At 69.9% G+C, this 17,710-nt stretch carries 12 protein-coding genes; 7 read left to right on the top strand and 5 right to left on the bottom strand.

Going from position 1 to position 17,710, the window contains the following annotated elements; genetic code table 11:
• Positions 1 to 52 precede the first annotated feature (52 nt).
• The 3 genes from D458_RS34100 to D458_RS0124125 all read left to right on the top strand — a co-directional run bounded on the left by D458_RS34100 (position 53) and on the right by D458_RS0124125 (position 3,350).
• On the top strand, positions 53 to 478 hold the full coding sequence (locus D458_RS34100; protein WP_239648055.1) for a hypothetical protein: 426 nt from the start codon (positions 53 to 55) through the stop codon (positions 476 to 478).
• Between the two features lie 515 nt (positions 479 to 993).
• A complete protein-coding gene (locus tag D458_RS0124115) occupies positions 994 to 2,175 on the top strand; it encodes a TIGR04222 domain-containing membrane protein (RefSeq protein WP_026119643.1) in 1,182 nt (393 codons plus the stop codon).
• A gap of 680 nt (positions 2,176 to 2,855) precedes the next feature.
• Positions 2,856 to 3,350, top strand: a complete 495-nt coding sequence (locus tag D458_RS0124125) for a hypothetical protein (RefSeq protein WP_017589297.1) — start codon at positions 2,856 to 2,858, stop codon at positions 3,348 to 3,350.
• Between the two features lie 192 nt (positions 3,351 to 3,542).
• Here D458_RS0124125 and D458_RS0124130 read toward each other — a convergent pair whose 3' ends face one another.
• Together D458_RS0124130 and D458_RS0124135 are read right to left on the bottom strand one after the other, a co-directional pair.
• Positions 3,543 to 3,905, bottom strand: a complete 363-nt coding sequence (locus tag D458_RS0124130) for a hypothetical protein (RefSeq protein WP_017589298.1) — start codon at positions 3,903 to 3,905, stop codon at positions 3,543 to 3,545.
• Positions 3,902 to 4,288 carry a hypothetical protein gene (locus D458_RS0124135; protein WP_017589299.1) on the bottom strand — a complete coding sequence of 129 codons (387 nt, stop codon included), beginning with the start codon at positions 4,286 to 4,288 and terminating at the stop codon, positions 3,902 to 3,904. Before D458_RS0124135 ends, D458_RS0124130 begins: the two co-directional genes overlap by 4 nt.
• A 160-nt stretch (positions 4,289 to 4,448) precedes the next feature.
• Between D458_RS0124135 and D458_RS0124140 the strand changes: the two genes are divergently transcribed.
• Positions 4,449 to 4,691 (top strand): winged helix-turn-helix domain-containing protein, encoded by a 243-nt coding sequence (locus D458_RS0124140; RefSeq protein WP_026119644.1) that lies wholly within the window; start codon positions 4,449 to 4,451, stop codon positions 4,689 to 4,691.
• Positions 4,692 to 4,761: 70 nt separating this feature from the next.
• Here the strand turns inward: D458_RS0124140 and D458_RS0124145 are convergent, their stop codons facing one another.
• Positions 4,762 to 7,641 carry an ABC transporter substrate-binding protein gene (locus tag D458_RS0124145; RefSeq protein WP_083936419.1) on the bottom strand — a complete coding sequence of 960 codons (2,880 nt, stop codon included), beginning with the start codon at positions 7,639 to 7,641 and terminating at the stop codon, positions 4,762 to 4,764.
• Positions 7,642 to 7,914: 273 nt separating this feature from the next.
• Between D458_RS0124145 and D458_RS0124150 the strand changes: the two genes are divergently transcribed.
• A complete protein-coding gene (locus D458_RS0124150; RefSeq protein ID WP_017589303.1) occupies positions 7,915 to 8,283 on the top strand; it encodes a hypothetical protein in 369 nt (122 codons plus the stop codon).
• A gap of 294 nt (positions 8,284 to 8,577) precedes the next feature.
• Here the strand turns inward: D458_RS0124150 and D458_RS0124155 are convergent, their stop codons facing one another.
• Positions 8,578 to 9,624 carry an LLM class flavin-dependent oxidoreductase gene (locus D458_RS0124155; RefSeq protein ID WP_017589304.1) on the bottom strand — a complete coding sequence of 349 codons (1,047 nt, stop codon included), beginning with the start codon at positions 9,622 to 9,624 and terminating at the stop codon, positions 8,578 to 8,580.
• Positions 9,625 to 9,817: 193 nt separating this feature from the next.
• Between D458_RS0124155 and D458_RS0124160 the strand changes: the two genes are divergently transcribed.
• Positions 9,818 to 10,147, top strand: coding sequence for an ArsR/SmtB family transcription factor (locus D458_RS0124160; RefSeq protein ID WP_026119645.1), 330 nt, complete (start codon positions 9,818 to 9,820; stop codon positions 10,145 to 10,147).
• 2,421 nt (positions 10,148 to 12,568) lie between these two features.
• A complete protein-coding gene (locus tag D458_RS34955; protein ID WP_051049775.1) occupies positions 12,569 to 15,313 on the top strand; it encodes a serine/threonine-protein kinase in 2,745 nt (914 codons plus the stop codon).
• 135 nt (positions 15,314 to 15,448) lie between these two features.
• Here the strand turns inward: D458_RS34955 and D458_RS0124170 are convergent, their stop codons facing one another.
• The gene (locus tag D458_RS0124170) at positions 15,449 to 16,966 is read right to left on the bottom strand and encodes an MATE family efflux transporter (protein WP_017589306.1); all 1,518 of its coding nucleotides are present in this window, start codon (positions 16,964 to 16,966) and stop codon (positions 15,449 to 15,451) included.
• Positions 16,967 to 17,710 lie beyond the last annotated feature (744 nt).

Consider the following 17,710-nt stretch of genomic DNA (forward strand, 5'->3'; position numbering starts at 1 on the left):
CCTCACCGCGCAGCAGGCGGAGAGGTGGAGACCGCCAGGAGGGGCCCTGCTCATGAGTCCAGGTGCGATGTTCAACGATGGTTCTGGGCTGATCCCTGGTCAGGTCGTCGAATCCGCCTTCGCGGTCGTGTATCTCGAAGATCCGTCACCCGTGGACAGGTCAGCCGAGGGCGTCGAGTTGGTCATGGCGGAAGGGGGATCCGTCCTGTTGTGGAACGGGACGGACTGGGACCTCGAGGTGGCGCGGGGGACCTGGCCGGAGTTGCCTGCCTGGGCGTGGCCGACGGACTCATGGGAATTCGCCGTTGTCCCGCTCCCGGTGGGTGAGGGGGCCGGTGAGATTCTGTCGGTCACACCGATCCGGAACCAGGTTGGCGGTATCAACGGTGTGCTCGTGAGTTTTTCGCGATTTCAGTGGGAATTGGCCTCCGGGGACTCGTTGTCCTGGACAGTGACCAACAGGAAGTTCGAGGGGTGAACTCCGAGCCGGACGGAGGGTGCTCCCTGGCCGCGCACTCTCGGAACCCGGGAACGTACACATGCCTGACCGCGCCAGGGCGAGCGAGAGCCTCAAACGGGCCAGGGGCGCCCAGAACGAGTCGGGCGCCGACCACGGTTTCGCAGAGGTCCTCCCTGCGCGACCGCTGACGAGCTCCTGGCGGTGCTCGAGTACGAGTTCGCGCACGAGTGGTCGGCGCTGCCCGGTGGGCGTCGAACCCCGCTTGCCGTCTGGCCTGCCCGCAGCGGCCCGGAGCACCTGCGTTCCCGTAGCGGGTCGGCTGTTCCCGCCCGGGACCCGCACGTACTGGTGTTCTATGCTTTTTCCGCTCCTCCGTTCCGTCCACTGGCACCTCCCGCCACGTCACTTCGCACCGCCCCAAGATCCCCTCCCTCGCCACACCCGCCCCGCATCTCCCCAGCCGCGGGATTCCTCCTCCGGGTTCGCCGGCTTCCCTCCACCTTGGGCCGACGCATGCCAGAAAGGTTCACGACTTGAACGCCCTGTTGCTCCTTCCCCTCCTGGGGGCACTGCTCGGCCTGGCCGTCGGTGCTGTCCCGCTCTTCAAGGTGGTCAAAGCGGGCCGGTCGATCGGAGCCGCCACCTCCGCGGTCCCCGCACCCGACCGCCGGGTGGAACCCGAGGACCTGACCCCGTCGGAGCTCGCCCACCTGGTGGGAGGCGCGACCCGGGTCGGTGAGGTCGCGCTCATGGACCTGTTCCTGTCGGGGCGCATCCGGCGACAGGCACGCGGCGGGTTCTTCACGCTGGTCGGCCCCTCCAACGCCTACGTCACCGAGAAGGACCAGGTCCGCCGGGACCTCGTCAAGGCGTTCAAGGACCGGACGGGACTGACCGCGCGCGGGATGATCCAGACCGCCACGTTCAGCCGGGGGATCGACCGGCTCCGGGAGAAGCTCGCGGAGCGGCGCCTGACCGCCCACTCGGGTGAGCTCACCAAACTGCTGGCCGACCACCGAACCGGCGGTTCCCACGCCCAATGGCTCTTCTTCACGGGCTCGGCGCTGGCCGCAGTGGGTGGGGTGTCGGTGAGTGTCCAGGGGCAGAACGCATGGACGGTCGCACTGACCGTGCTCGGCGGTGCGCTCGCAGTGGTGAGCGGTCTCGCCTGGGGGCTCTACCTGGCGCGGGGAGGCCGGAACCTCTCCACCCGGACCCTCGCCGGCCGGGAGCTGGTACGGGAGGCGGAGAGGAGGTTCGCGGCCACCGAGGCGGAGACCGCGGATCGGGTGATGGGACGCGAGAGGGCGCTGGTCTACACGGCGGTGGTCGGACTCGGCCGGATGGGCCGGGCGGCCAAACCGCGAGAGCGTGCATCCGGGGGTTCCGGTGACGACTCCGTCCGGGTCGTGACGCACACCGGGTCGGCTCAGCTGATCGAGGAGGGTCCCCGCAGGGGCGGAGAGGAGACCCCGGAGCCCCGGGAGGGCTTCGAACTCGACTGGGGCAGCCTCTGCGAGATCGCTGACCTCTGCGCGGTCGGCGGGGGCAGCGGCGGTTCCGACGGTTCTGGTTCGGGGTCGGGTTCCGGTTCGAGTTCCGGCGGTGGGCACTGGGGCGGAGACAGCGGCCACGGCGGAATCTTCGGAGGCGGCTCGGGCGGGGACTCCGGCGGCGGTGGCGGCGACGGAGGAGGCGGCGGGGGAGGAGACTGACCCCGGGACCACGCGGGGGAGGTGTGCGGGTGTGAGTGTGTGGTGGAGGAGAGAGGTGCGGCCGGCTCCGCGTCCGAGCGGGCCGACCGCACCGAGATGCCCCCGAAGCGTCTCGACCGGAGCGCCGGGAGCTCCCCCTAAGTCCCCAGCGAGGTGAGTCGAGTTCTTCGAAGGGGCGATCGAGGCACGAACACCAGGCCCCCTCCCAAGCGCCAGGGCTCGTGCATCCCCCTCCGCAACCATTTGTACACCGACAGCAACCGCAGTGTGGGCGTTTCCCGGGAAGAGGTGAGGTTCGATCCTGGCCCGCAGGGAAGAGATCCCGTCGATATGGAACCACGACACGCTCAAGCTTTCCGAATGAACGCCGGATGGTCCGCAGAAATCCTTTTTGCCGGTGGAATCGGACCCGAAGCTGAGTTCTGGCTTGTTTTCGACGGGGGCACTCTAGCGCCGGAAAGTGGGTCGGGTGTCCCCTATGCGACTGGCGCATAACGGCTTATGAGCCAGTCGCATAAGCAGCCCTGGGGGAACTGCCCGACTCCCAGGTGGGGAGGGCCGACCAGGAGGTGCTCGGCACGCCCTCCGACCCCAGCCCCAGCCCTTAGTTCCAGTCCTCAGCCCCAGTCCCTGGCTCCAGCCCGAGTCCCCAGCCCTCGACCCACCTGAGGAGGAGTTCCATGACCGCGGAACCAGAGGCGGGGGAGTGGTTTCTCCGCTACTTCGCGCCCGAGGAACTGGACCGGCTCGAACAGTTCCCGGTCCGGATCCCCACCGGGCACGAGTTCGGTCTGCTGGGCCTGCTCGGCGCCTGGCACACGCACGTGTGCAGGCTCCGGGCGGACCTCGAGCTCCCCGACTCCGACCCCTCGGCCTGCGGTGTCCACGACCTCGTCACGGCGCTCTTCCTGCGTGACTTCGTCGATCGGGGGATCACCACCCTGGGAACGGAGCGCACGGCCGGGGTGGACGCCGCCCTGGCCGACGCCGACGCGCGCTTCCGCTCACTCACCGAGGAGGACGGGGTGGAGCTCCTGGCCGTCGCCGAACCGGAGACCGCGGGGAGGGCCGCCGAACACTGGTGGTGGAGACGCATCCCGCTCAGCGGCCCGGCCCGCAGGGAACTGGACAGGGTCGCCACCCGAGGGCGGAGCGGCCAAGCAGGGGAAGGCTGACCGGTACCGAAGCAGTTCTGAGGACTTGCACTCCTCCTAGCCCTTGGATCCGGCTCCGCGGCCGGAAGAGGACAAAGGCCGTGGCCCCGCAGGGAGGGCTTCCCGGCGGGGCCACAGCGTAGGTTCGGTTCCGGCGCTCGAGCCGGGATGCGGTTCGAAGGTTCGGCCCGGGGCTCAGCGCTGCCAGGTGGTTCAGCGCTGCCAGGGTTCGGGGAGCGGGGAACCGGAGGCCATGGCGGCCTTCAGCAGGGCCCACTGGTCCCGGGCCGTGGAGAGGGCCCGCCAGCAGGTGACGGGTTCGCCGGTGGCCCGAAGGGCTTCGGAGAGGGCGTCGTAGTGGTCGGTCACGTCGTGGAAGTCCGTGATGGCGCCGATGCCGGTGGTCCACCGGTTGGACCAGCGGGTGGGCAGGGCGTCACCGGAGCGCAGCGCGTCGTCGAGGTAGCCGAAGACCGCCTTGGCGGAGACCAGGCGGGTGACCGCGTCGGCGCACAGCTCGGGGTCGTTGAGGATCTGGGTGAGCCGGGAGGCCAGGGCCTCGGTGTGCTCGTTCACGCGGCCACCTGCTTCCGGGCGGACTCCCAGGCCAGGTAGGGGCCGCGCACGATCTCGACCTGGGGGAACTTCTCCCGGCCGGTGTTCTCGCTCGTGTCCTCGATCGGCCGCCGAGGCCTGGGGATCGGGGGGACGGGGGCCGGTGGAATCGAGGGGTTCGTGGTGGTCGAGGGCGCGGGCACCGGGGGAGCGGGGGCGAGTGGCTCGGGCTCGATGCGCGTGGTGGTCGAGAGCTCCCCGACGTACCGGCGCACCCGCCGGGACCGGTTGCGGCGGGCCTCGAAGCCCAGTTCCCGCAGGTAGCCGAACGGGCTGGTGTGGGCACCTCGTGTGGGCCTGAGCAGTCGTGCGAGCACGCCGAAGAAGCCCAGTAGGGTATGCATGTCTGCCTGCCTTTGTCAGGTGGACCGGGCCCGGGGTGTTGGTAGCACCGCCGGGCCGCTTCATGTTCAGTTCAAGCCCTCACCATACGTCTATCTTGTCTAGGACGTCTACCACGTCCGCCATATGCAAGGCGTATGGGACGTGCTTAACGTCTTTGATATGCATGTTGACCGATTCGATCCCACACCCCTGTATGTCCAGGTCGCCGACCAGCTTCGCGAGCAGATCAAGGCGGGGGAACTCAAGCCTCGCGATCCACTGCCCTCCGAATCGAAACTGGTGGCCGAGCACGGGATCGCCAGGGAGACCGCGCGCCGGGCCATCGCCCTGCTTCGCGAAGAGGGATGGGTGGTCACCCTTCCCCAGCGCGGGACGTTCGTCACGCCGGGGAAGAGCGCCTGACAGGCTTCGAGGAAGATCCTTCCGCTACCGCCGGAAGATCGCCGCTGGACTTCTGGACAGGGCTACTCCCCTACTTCCAGAAGGCCTCGCTGAAGTTCTCGTGGGCGGGCAGCGGGCCCATCGCCGGAGGTGAGACATCGGGCGAGAACACGGTGACCGACGGTGTGTGGGCGATCGGCAGCCCCGGCAGGTACTCCATGAGCTGCTCGTTCACCTCCTGGTAGGCGGCGAAGCGCTCCCCGTCGTCGGGCAGGGCAGCGGCCCCGTCCATGGCCTCGAAGAGGTCCTCGTTCTCGTACCCGAACATCTGGTTGTACTCGGAGAAGTAGGGGCCGAGGAAGTTGTGGGGTTCGTTGTAGTGCCCGGTCCACCCGTACAGGTACAGCGGGCAGTCCCCGGCATGGATGGCGCTGACGTAATCGCTCCACGGATAGTCCACCAGCTCCAACGACACACCCGCGTTCTTCAGGTCCTGGGTGATCAGGCGGTGGATGCCCTCCGGGTCGGGCATGTAGGTGCGGGTGACGTCGTTCGGATAGCAGAACTCGAGCGCGAGGTCCTCGTGGCCCGCGTCCGCGAGCAGCTCCTCGGCCAGGTCAGGGGAGTGCTCGACGGTGCGAGCGTTCGGGGACCAGCCGTTGACGGTCTCGGGCACGAACTGGGTGGCGACCTCGCTGCCTTCGGGCAGGGTCGTGTCGACGACGCGCTCTCGGTTGACGGCGTGCGCTAGGGCCTCACGGACCTCCGGAACCTCGAGAGCCTCGTGCGCCTCCTGTTGGTAGCCCAGATAGAGGAGGTTGATCGGGTCGCGGGAGGGGACTTGGTAACCGGCCTGTCGCAGTGGTGCCAGATCCTCCGTGTTCACCAGGTCATAGCCGTGGATCTCCCCGGCCTCCAGTGCCTGACGGCGGGCGGCCTCGTCGGCCATGTCGCCCATGACGAGGGTCTCGACTCCTGGAGAGGCGTCCCAGTGGTCTTCGAACCGGTTCAGGGAGACCGTCTTCTCCGTGTCATCCCACCCGGAGAGCCGGAAGGGTCCGGTCCCGGCCAGGATCTCCGGGTTCGAGGAGTAGTCGGCGAGAGGCCCCACGTACGCCTCATCGGCGATCTCCGCCACGGTGGTGGGGCTCATGAGGCCGAAGGACGCGAGCGTGAAGCCGCCGGGGAGGGCCGGGGAGTACTCGTCGACGGTGATGACCGCAGTGAGTCCGTCGAGGGCCTCGCAGGAGACGTAGTTGGGCTCCGGCAGGTCGGAGAGATTGTTCATGAACCCCCCGAACACGGACTGCCAGTACCAGGTGTACTCGGACCGTCGGTAGACACCGGTGGTGTTGTACCAGCGGTCGAAGTTCGCGCACACGGCCTCGGCGGTCAGGTCGTCCCCGTCGTGGAACCGCACGCCCTTGCGCAGGTGGAAGGTCCACTCGGTGCCGTCGTCGGAGTGCTCCCAGTCATGGGCCAGGCCGCCGACGATCTGGCCGTCCGCGGGGTCGTGGCGCAGCAGCGTCTCGAAGACCTGCCGGCTGTAGCGGAAGGTGTCGCCGTCCGTGGCCAGGAACGGATCGAGGCTGCTGATCTGGCCGGCGGTGGCGAAGACGAACGGGTCCGACTGGTCCTCTGCGGCGCCTTCCAGGACCTCGGCGCCACCGTCGTCGGCCATCTGCTCTCCCTCGCCGTCACGCAGCAGCAGCCAGCCGGTCACACCGCCGATCAGGAGCAGCGTGGCCACGACCGCCAACAGGCCCCGCAGCGGACGCGAGGCGCGGGCCGGGGTCGGTGGGGGAGAGGGCGGACCCACAGGAGGGCCGGGAGGAACCGAAGAGGGAGGGGCCGAACCCGAACCCGTGCCAGCGGGCGGCGCCGGCTGCGAAGCAGACCCCGACGGGTACTCGGGGCCCTGCTGCTGGAACCGTGCGGGGGGTTGGTCCTGGAGGACCTGAGGGCTCTGAGGCTGCGCTCGGGGCTGCCCTGGGTGCTGTCCCTGGAACGGGGTGGGCTGCCCGGGTGCTGGGGGAGCGGGAGACGGCGAAGGGGGAGCCGCCGCCTCGCTTTCTTCGGGAGGCGGCGTGTGCGGCCCCGGCCAGTCCTGGTCGATGAGTGCGCTGACCATGGTGGCCATCTCATCCGGGGAAGCCGGTGCGGACCCCTCGCCGTTCTCGCCCGCCAGGCTCCGGACCAGGTCCGCCGAGCTCGGCCGGTCCTCGGGGGCCTTGGCCAGCGCCCGGGCGACGACCTCGCGCAGGCCCTCCGGAACCCCGCTCAGGTCCGGCTCCTCGCTCAGCAGCCGGAACATCAGCTCCTCGGCCGACCCGGTACCGAACGGCGACCGTCCGGTCACCGCGTAGGTCACCAGGGCACCCCACGAGAACACGTCCGCCGCGGGCCCGGCTCCACCCCGGAAGCGCTCCGGGCTCATCCATCCGGGGGAGCCCATCAGCCCGCCCGTCCTCGTCAGCTGGGTGCCGTCCACGGCATGGGCGATCCCGAAGTCGAGCACCTTCGGGCCGTCCGGAGCCAGGATCACGTTCGAGGGCTTCAGGTCCCGGTGCACGACCCCGGCCGCGTGGATGGCCGCGATCCCCTCCGCCATGCCCACACCGAGAACCCGCGCCTGGGCCTCGGGCAAGGGGCCTTCCGACCGCACCCGTACGTTCAGGGTGGGGCCGGGTAGAAAAGCCGTCGCGAACCACGGCTGCTCGGCCGAGGTGTCGTAGGCCAGGACCGAAGCGATGCAGCGCGCCCGGATCCGGCTCATCAGCTGGACCTCGCGGGCGAACCGCCGCCGGAAGACCTGGTCGTCGGCGAACTCCGGGCGGATCACCTTGACGGCGACCCACCGGTCGTCGGGGGAGAGCGCGGCGTAGACGACGCCCATACCGCCCGCGCCCAGCCTGCCGCGGATGTCGAACGGGGGGATCGTACGCGGGTCGGAGGACTCCAGCGGAGTCATGGGGGGAGTGTCGGGGGAGGGGAGCGGCACAGCCTGCCTTCCAGGCCGGGGACATGGGAGGCGCGGGGGACAGCGGCGCCGGCGACTACGCACAGGCTAGTGGACGGATTCCGTGTGTAACGGACCGGGTTGGACCGATTCCGCTGGTTCGGGGCCGCGGGCCGTGTCATGCTCGGGCCCGGCCGAACACAGGCACCGAATTCAGGCAGCCAACACAGACGTCGTCGACCGGCGTCGATCTACGACCGGCTCGAGCCGTGGTGGTGAGCGCACATGTCCGAACTCCTCCGGGTGACCCAGAACATGCAGCAAGCGATCGGAGGCAATGACGAGGAACGCCTCGGAGAGGTCACCATGTATTTCACCGAGACCCTCACCTTCGCGACCGCCGACGAGATCGTGGCCCTGCTCGAGCACGAACGCCGACACGGACACGAGCACGGCTTCCCGGGCCTGCCCGAGTGGGCGGTCACCCTCGCCTACCGTCTGGCCTGCCTGCAGCGTCCCGATGATCCCGCACTGCTGCGCGAGGCGGCCGCCGCGCTGCTGCGGATCGGGCCGGTCCGGGACGGGCACGCCGAGGAGCTGAAGCGGCGTGCCGACCTCCTGGAGAGCGAGGCTCGGACCGGGGAAGGGGACTGAACCCCGTCTGGCCCGAGCGCGCCCTCTCCTGCCCGCGAACACCCCGCGAGCGTGAGGCGTGCGACGGGCGCACCGCTATGAGTCTTCCGCATGGGTGGGACCGACGCCGGGACGGGGACCGGGTGCGGGCACAAGTGTGGGGCGGGGCCCTTCGCGACCCCGCCCCGCACCCCGGTGACCGGGGGAACGGTACCGAGCCCTGCCTGGCCCGGTCCCGCACCCTTGACCAAGTACCCCCGGTCAGGGCTTTTCCTTCGACCCTCTCGACTGCCGGCTCTCTCGGAGCCTTCGGCCTCAGCTCCCGGCGGGCGCCTCCAGGTCGAAGGCGTCGGCCAGCAGCTCGTAGGAGCGGAAGCGGGCCTTCTTGTCGAAGATCATCGAGGAGATCATCAGCTCGTCCACGCCGGTGTCGGCGACGAACTGCTCGATCTTCGGCTTCACGGTCTCCTGGGAACCCACGAAGGAGTAGCGCAGCATCATGTCCATCTGCTCCTTCTCCCCGGGACGCCACATGGTGTCCATGGCGGACCGCTCCACCGGCGGCTGGAGCAGGCCGCGCGCGTTGCGCGTGATGCCCAGGAAGGCCTGCTGCTGGGAGGTGAACAGGTTCTGCGCCTCGGCGTCGGAGTCCGCGAGGACGACGTTGATCCCGGCCATCGCGTACGGCTTCTGAGCCTGGTCCGACGGGGCGAAGTCCGCCCGGTAGGCGGCCAGCGCGTCGTAGAGCGCGTTCGGCGCGAAGTGCGACGCGAAGGCGTACGGCAGGCCCAGGTGCGCGGCGAGCTGGGCGCCGAACAGGCTGGAACCGAGGATCCACAGCGGGACCCGCAGGCCCTCGCCGGGGACGGCGCGCACCGGCTGGCCGGGGCTCGCGGGCTCGAAGAGCTGGCGGAGCTCCTGGACGTCCTGCGGGAAGGTCGAGGAGGCGGAGTTGTCGCGGCGCATCGCGCGCATGGTGCGCGGGTCCGTGCCGGGAGCGCGGCCCAGACCGAGGTCGATCCGCCCGGGGTAGAGGGACTCCAGGGTGCCGAACTGCTCGGCGATCACCAGGGGCGAGTGGTTCGGGAGCATGACGCCGCCCGAACCCACCCGGATGGTGGACGTGCCCTCGGCGATGAACCCGAGCGAGACCGACGTGGCGGCGCTGGCGATCGCCCGCATGTTGTGGTGCTCGGACAACCAGAAGCGGGTGTAACCCCAGCGCTCCAGGTTCTGGGCGAGCTCGCGGGCGTCGCGGAGGGCCTCACCGGGAGTGGAGCCCTCGACGATGCTGGCGTGGTCCAGAACGGACAGCGCGAGCCCCGGTTTCGCGGTCTCGGGTGTTCCAGCTGCTTCCGTCATCTCAGTTACCCCCACTGGCCTGGCTTATTCGATGATCGACGAACATCGAACATTGACGGTACACTCGCCGCTGAACGCACACCAAATCCCCTCGGGTCGTCGGCACGGCCGGCGGACGGGTTTCGGTGGGACGGCGAAGCCCTCGGGTGGGCGCTCGAAACGGCTGCACGGCAGCGGAAGTGGAGGTTGGGTCTTGGCTCCCAGAGGGACGTCCAAGGGGCACGAGCATCCGGCCCTGTCCGAAGTGGATCTGGTCACGGTCCTGTCCGCGCTGGCGGAACCCACCCGGCTGCGCATCGTGGGCATGCTCGCGGAGTTCGAGGGTGAGCGCGCGTGGAAGGACATCGAGCTGCCGATCGCGCAGTCGACCCTGAGCCACCACCTGAAGATCCTGCGCAACGCCGGGTTGGTGCAGAACCGGACCGAGGGCACCCGCTGTTTCGTCTCGCTGCGGGACCACGAGATCGACGGGCGGTTCCCCGGGTTGCTGGAAGCGGTGCTGAGCTGCCGGGACACGCCCTAGGTCGTGTCCCGTGGACGCTCTCGCCCGGGTCGGCGGTATACGCCCCAGGCGCGTCCGGCGGCGCAGACGCGTCATATCTTCACTCACGCAAGCGCAACGAAGCCCGGCCCCGCCGAGTTCCCGGGTCGGCCCGGTTTTGTTGACGACGGGCTTGTCCGCGGAGCTGCCGCCGGGTGGAGAGGGTCCCGCGCGGGACGGTCCCATGCTTCGCCCGGGTGCTGTGCGGCGCCGGGGCCTGCGGTTCCGGGGCCCGGGGCGCGAGAGCTCCGGGTGGCCCTGGGCGGAGTGAGGTCGGCGGGACGAGGCCGGCAGTCGGCGGTGGTCCTGCTCGGCGCCGGGCGTCTATGCGGGTTCCGGGAAACAGGGCGCGGCCCCGGTCGTGGGCGGCTCCGAACGAACCGACCCGAACCGGGACCGCGACAGTGGACGTCCCCGGGCCCTGAATTCCCCCTTGCAAACAGGGCTGAGGAACGTCCGCCCCCTTTGAGATCGGGGCCTCCGAATCCTCTGTTCCCCTTTTCCCTCCCCTTGGCCCAACGGCCGGGAGGCAGCAGAGGATTCGAAGGCCCCTTGGTGGCGAGTGGCACATCCACGTGCTTGGCGAACGTGAATTCCCCCGAATCAAGTGCCACTCGCGCAGGTGGGACCGTCCCTCCCGGAAGTTCCCCCTAGATCATAACTTCCAAAAAGTCCGTCCCCATTTAACCCGCGCTTCCCTCGTGTGACGAACGAGAGAAAGCGGGACCCCGTAGATGCACTCTATCGTCCCGTAGAACCATTCTGTACCTACTCCGCAGACCAGTCGGCCGGTGAACGCGAACCATCCGACGAACCCTAAAAACGGACGAATGCACGGAACGACGTGTACATCGTGTGGACACCACGGATGGTGCGGACTTCAGGCCCAGGGCCTGCACCGTCCGGGTGGCCGACGATCCGAGTATGCCCGAGGGGGGCGGCGCTCCGCAGCCGTTCAGTGGCAATTCCCCAACTTGATTGTCCGGCGCAGGCAGGGGGTGTGCTCGTGGCGGGGGACGGGGTCGGCCGGATTGGTCGAAGCACACGATCCCAACTGCCTTTTGTTGGTGGTTTGGTGCCTTAAGTGATCGCTTGACGGGCGCCGAGTGCCCGTGCGGCGGGACTTCGGGCGGGTGATGGGCCCAACTGGCGGCCGAACCTGGGATGGGCGGATGAGGGGACGGAAAACATATCCCTCGGTGGTGAGTCGAACGCGTCAGGTCGTGCGGGGCCGCTCGCAGCAGGGGTGTGGAGGGTTCGCGGGGCGGGGCGTCGAGGGTGGCCCCTGGAGAGGGGAGCGTTTGCGACGAGGGGCTTCCGGGTGCTCTCGGGTCGGCTGCGAGGGGTGCCGGCCGGTCGGTGGGGCGGGGTGTCCTTCTGTGGCCCCGCTTGCTTCCAGTCGCGCCCGCGGATGTCTCCGCCCCGAGGCGGCGCGTCGCAGGCCGTCCGGACCACGGGAGGGGGTTGTGGTTCCCGTCGGTGCGAACGAGGGCTCACGGGGTGGCCGACAGTGCGGGGCCCGTCGACACGTCCGCTCATCGCGGGTGGTGGAGGCGGGGGTGCGGGCGGTGTGACCGGTCGATGGGAATACAGGGGATGATCCGATCAAATTCGGTCCCGATGTGACTGGAACGGGCGACAGGGGAGGGTTGTGTGGTTCATGGGGATTAGGATCTGCTTGTGGCTTTTTGTGGAGGCCCTGTCGCGGAGTGGAGGTGGAGCAGGGCGGACATGGGTTTCGAGCAGGGCTCCTGCTGTTGAATGTCCCTGTCTGATGGGATATGGGCGTGTGCTCCGGGGTAGAGTTCAAGAAAGGTGTCGAAACCTTTTCTCGGTGAATTCGGAGATAATTGAATCAAGGTATTCGTGGGGCGGGGAAACGGTGAATCAGCTGAAGTGAACTCCGTGATCGCGGGCGCGGTCGTCCTGTGCCCGGCGGGGCGCCCGGGGAGCGGGCGGGCCGACTCGTCGCTCGGGGACGGCCGCCCGAGCAGGGAAGTCCCGGCCGGTACCCCTTGGTCCGGTGGTTCTATGCGACTTGCGCATGAGGCCCGTTGTCCGAGAGGTGATGGTGGGAGAGCCGCGACCGCGCGGGCGGACGGCCGGGCGGGAACGGGCGAACTCGGGGCCCGGGTGAAGACGATCCGGAACGAGGGCTGGTCCGCTGTGGAGTCACGCCGACGGTGACGGCGGACCGGGGGGAGGGCCGGGTCCGGGACGAGGACGGGCCCCGAGTGAAACGGTCGATGAGGGGAAGGGGGTGTGGGTCACGGAACCGCACGGATTCGGGCGCTCCACAGCACCGGGAGCGCCCGGGGCGCATCACACCACCCCGACACCACCCCAGCAGCGTCACACCCGCGACAACGCTCTGCGCTCACCCCCGGCTTGGAGAGATCACCTGTGAACATCGGCGACGTACTCGGCGGCTTCGAACTCCGGCAAGTCCTCGGCAGAGGCGGGTTCGGCACGGTCTACCTAGGGCGCGACAGGGACGGTCGGTTCGCCGCGGTCAAGGTGTTGCACCACCACTACGCCGACAACCCCCAGTTCCGGGCCCGGTTCAAGGCCGAGGTCGAGCACAGCATGCGGGTCGTGGACTTCTGTATCGCGCGGGTCCTGGACGCGGACCCGGACGGGAATCCGCCCTGGGTGGCCACCGAGTACGTGGACGGCCCCACCCTTCGGCAGCAGGTGCACTCAGGCGAGGAGAGCGGCGGCGGCCCTCTGCCCGAGGGTGACCTCTACCGGATCGCGGTCGCCACGGCCACCGCGCTCACCGCCATCCACGCCTCCGACGTGGTCCACCGCGACTTCACCCCCTCCAACATCATGATCGCGCCGGACGGTATCCGGGTGATCGACTTCGGTATCGCCCGCGCCCTGGAGAACAGCCCCGTCTCGGCGAGCGCGCTCCTCGGCACCCCCCGCTACATGGCGCCCGAACAGTTCCTCGGCACCAAGGTCACCCCCGCCATCGACGTGTTCGCCTGGGGGTCGGTGATCGCCTTCGCCGGTACCGGCCGGGACATCTTCACCGGCGAGAACCTGGCCGTCACCCTGCGCAAGGTGCTGTTCGACAAGCCCGACCTCACCGGCCTGCCCGACAACCTCGCGGCGGTCGTGCGCTGGTGCCTGTACAAGGATCCCCAGCTGCGCCCCACCTCGAACCGGCTCCTCGCCACCCTCCTCGGGGTGGAGGAGCCGGGCGGGGGCCACACCACGGAACTGCTCGCGACCTACGGCGGCCGGACCGACCACGACATCCTGACCATGGGACTCCAGATCGGCCAGGGAAGCCGAACCATCGACATCTCGGCGATCCCCACCATCACCCAGGCCCCGCCGGACCGGGACGAACTCTTCGAGTTCGGCGGGGAGTCCTACTCCAGCGCCGCCGCGCTCGCCCAGGGCATGCAGCGGAACTGGGACAAGGCGCTCGACCTCCTGCGCAACGCCCCGCACCGGCAGGACCTGCTGCGCTGGCTTCCGGAAGGGCAGGAGCGGGCCCGCTGGATCGTCGGTCAGCTACCCGAGGACTGGGGCGGCGCCGACGTGCAGGCCGCCAACCTCATCGTCGAACTGGCCCCCTCCCTGGCGCCGCTCTTCAACGGAATCGACATGTCCTGGAGCGCGCTCTTCTCCACCCGGGACGGGCGGGCCTGGCCCTACCGCGGTGAGGAGCACCGGCGCATCATCCGGCTGGTGGAGCACGACAACCTCCTCGAACCGTTCAGCCGCCACCGCTGCATGGGAGCCGACCACGGCTGCGAGTCCAACGAGGGCTGCGCGTACTACGAGAAGGTCGCCCGGCAGACCACGACCATGTTCGACACGTTGCGCAAGTGCGAGGCGTGGCTGGAACAGCTCGGCAAGGGGTCCTCGCTCACCCCCGACGAGATCTCACCGGAGGAACGGGGCGACCTGGTCCACTTCCTCGCCACGAGCCCGCTGTCCGCGTGTGGCAAGCACGACCTCGCCGCCTGGGCCGTGGAGCGGATCCCGAAGGGGCCCGAACTCGACCAGGTGTTCCGTGCCGTGTGCAACTCCGAGGACCCCTGGCCCGCGGCGGTCGCCTTCCACGCGCACGGGGAGGACTTCCGTGAACTGGTCGAGCGGTTCGAGCGGTTCGAGCAGGCGGGGGGAAGGCAACCGGGGACCGGCCGGACGAAGGCCGCCGGGCCGGAGCCCCGGAACCCGGAGGACCAGGACTCGGAGATCCGGCCCCCTGAACCGGAGCCCGATCAGGAACCGCAGCCCGACCGGGAACTGGTGCTGAGAACGGAATGGGAACGCATCACCGAGAAGAGGGAGCTTCTGGAGCAGCGCGACCCCAAGGCGATGGTGCGGTTCTTCTACGCGCTGGGGGCGACGCTGGTGGTCCTGGCCGGGGTGGTCGGCGTCGCGTGGGACAGCATGGCGGTCCTGGTCGTGGTGTTCACGGTGACCGGGCTGCTGTTCGGCGTGATCGGGCGAGTGATGGCGCACGACCACGAGAAGGCGCTCAGGGCGTTGGACGAGGAGTGGGACCGCCTTTCCGGCGCGGTGGCGGAGGACGCTCGGGGACCTGTGGGGCAGGTCGGGTCCGGTGGTGCCGCCGAGGACTCCGGGGCGGTTTCCGGAGCGGACGCCGGGACGGACACCGGCGCGGGGTCCGAGAAGGGTTCCGGCGCCGGTCCCGAGGTGGACGCCCCGGCTCGGCGTCCGGCCGCGGACCTGTTCGACACGGGTCCCTCCGAAGGGCGCGCGACCGCGGAGCTGAGCGGGGGAACGGTGTTCACCGGCGAGGGGGACATCGATCGGAGCACGTCGAGCGTGACCTGGTTCGGGAAGAGGTCGCAGGAGGGGCCCTCCATCGGGAGCGCCTCGGACCGGACCCGCCCCCGGCCCTCGGAGAACGCGGGGAAGGGTGCCCCGGAACGGGGTGGTTCCGGACGAACCCCCGTGGGGCTCGACGCGGACGCGTGGCTCGCCGAACGGGGTGCCTCCGGCCGGACCCGGCAGGGCCCGGACCCGGAGGCCACGGAGGACTGGTCTCCGGACCGGGGCGCCGTTCCGAGCCCGGAGGACCACCGGGCGGGGGACCAGCATGCGCGGGGCCCGCTGGCAGGGGGCCGGAACACGGGGGAACCGCCGACGGAGGAGTGACCGCCGCGCTCGGGGCCGGAGCGCGCAGGGCCCACAGGCCGAAGGGTCGGGGCACCCTCGAACAGGCTCTCCCGGTGCGGGCCACGGCGGTCCGCGCCGGCGCGCACCGGTGGGCCGGTGAGGGCCCGTACGCCGTCAGGCCCGGGCACGGGTCAGGCGGAGGAATCCGCCGCCCTGGCCGACGACCAGACCGAGGTTGGCCAGGGCGTAGGCCCACCAGAGCCAGGCCAGGCCGCCGGCCGAGGCCACCGGGAAGGCGGCCAGGGCCAACAGGCCGAAGCACACCGCGAAGGTGTACAGGGTCGGGGTGGTGCGCTTGAGGGCGAGCAGCCCCATCCCGGGCATCGCCTGCACACCGTCGGCGAGGACGACCACGAACACCACCGGGATCAGTGCCGTGACCAGCGCGGAGACCTCCGGGTCGGGTGTGAAGACCCCGATGACCGGCCCGGCGGCCACCCGGACGAGGAGCATGCTCAGCACGATCACCGGCAGTGCCAGTGACAGTCCGGCGAGCAGCGCGCGCCGGACCTCGACGAACCCGCTTCCCGCGGGGTCGCCCTCCCGTGTTCCGGCCGCCCGTGTCCGGTTCTCCCCGGACGTGTCGTCGCTTCGGCCCTGACCCCGGCCCCGGGGGTGCGGCGTGCCCCGGGCGGCGCGGGCCATGAACGGGACCGTGGCCTGACCGGTCGCGGTCGCGGGCAGGAACACGAAGGTCACGAGGGTCACCATGATCTGGTGGGCGGCGGCCTCGGTGGTGCCGACCCGGGCCACCGCCATCGCGAGCAGCCCCAGTACCCCGAACTTGATGAGCATCGTCGCACCCATGGGCAGGCCGACCCGGGCGATGTGCCGGACCCCGGACCAGTCGGGCCTGCCCAGGCCGAGGTTCTGACCGGCCAGGACGGTGCCGCGCCGCAGCAGGGTGTGGGCCACGGCCGTGACCACGAGGCCCGTCAGGAGCATGGCGAGCCCGGCGCCGGTGATGTCCAGGCCGAGCACCAGGACCAGGGCGGGGACCAAAACCACCGACTGCGCGGTGCCGACCAGACCGACCGCCATCGCCTGCCTGGACCGCCCCAGACCGATGAGGAGGGTGGTGGCGCAGGCCTGGAAGGAGTGGGTGAGCAGCGCGAGTGCCATCAGGTACGGGAAGAGGCCGAACGAGCCCACCGTCTCGGAGGGCACCCCGATCAGCCGGGCGATCAGCGGTACCGACGCCACCGCGGCGCCGCCGAGGAGCCCCGTGCACAGGGCCAGCCAGAGGGAGTTCCGAACGGTGGGTGCGAGCTCGGCCGGGTCCTCGGCGTTCTCCGCGACGAACGGCATCGAACCGCGCAGTGCTCCCTGGACCGCCATCGAAGCGGGGTTGTACAGGGCGATGGTCATCGAGTAGGCGGCGAGCACGGCGGTGCCGGTGTGGCCCAGGACCCCCGCTGTGACCATGGTCCCGAAGACCGTGGCGACCATGGACAGATAGAGCGGGAAGGACTTCCCCGCGATGATGCCGATCAGGCGGGTGAAAGGGGGCGGGGTCTCCTCGTCGGGGGCGTCCGCGGCGGGGGCGCTGCTGACGGGGGTGTGACCGCCGGGACGTTCCGCGGCGCGATCGTGGACGTGATCGGCGGTGTTCGGGGCTCTGTCGTCAGCCATGGTCTTCTCTTGGTCGGAAGTCGGGGCTTCAGAAAAAGTTAGCAGGGTGTATTCGGGCTATTTCGTCGGTTTTTGCTAAGAAGTTTGCTTTGTGGTCGGATCGAGGTTTGACCCGTTTTCTGAAGTGTGTTCCCAGGGGTGGGTGGGTCCCGTGCGTCGGTTGTGGTGAACGCGTTCGCGAGCCGCTGTCGGCGGGGTGCGGGGGAGCGGGATCGGCCGGGCCGACGGATGACCGGATGCGGCCAGAGGTGCCGGTGTTTCCAGAATGCTCAGCGGTGAGAGTGCCTCTGGAGGGGTTCCTGTGGTTTCAGAGCGGTGGAGCACACGAATTCCCTGCTTTTCCGACCTCTCCCGGCTCCGCTGCGGTCCCCTCCGGCCCTCTCCGGTCCGCCCCGGTCTCCCGCGGCCGGTCTCGGCCCGTTTCCCCTGTGTGCTCGGCCGCCGGCTCTCCACCGGGCGCGCATCGGACCGCCCGGGGCGCCTCGGATCCTGCCGTGTGACGGTGATGTGCCCGGCGCACGGAGAAGGCCCTCCGAGCTCCCCGACCACGGGTGGTTGACAGCGGACTGCACCGATTTCCTTTCCTTCCCATAACAGCATCACCGACCGTGCCCGGCGCGGACGGCCGCCGTGACCACCCCGGGAGGTGGTTCGGGGCGGGTGCGGGAGGACGCGGCGAGCCTTGGTGAACAGGGGATTCCGCACTCTTGGACAGGGGCGGGCGGGGCGTCGGGAGAGGGGACC

Source organism: Nocardiopsis ganjiahuensis DSM 45031 (assembly GCF_000341085.1).
Classification (GTDB): Bacteria; Actinomycetota; Actinomycetes; order Streptosporangiales; family Streptosporangiaceae; genus Nocardiopsis; species Nocardiopsis ganjiahuensis.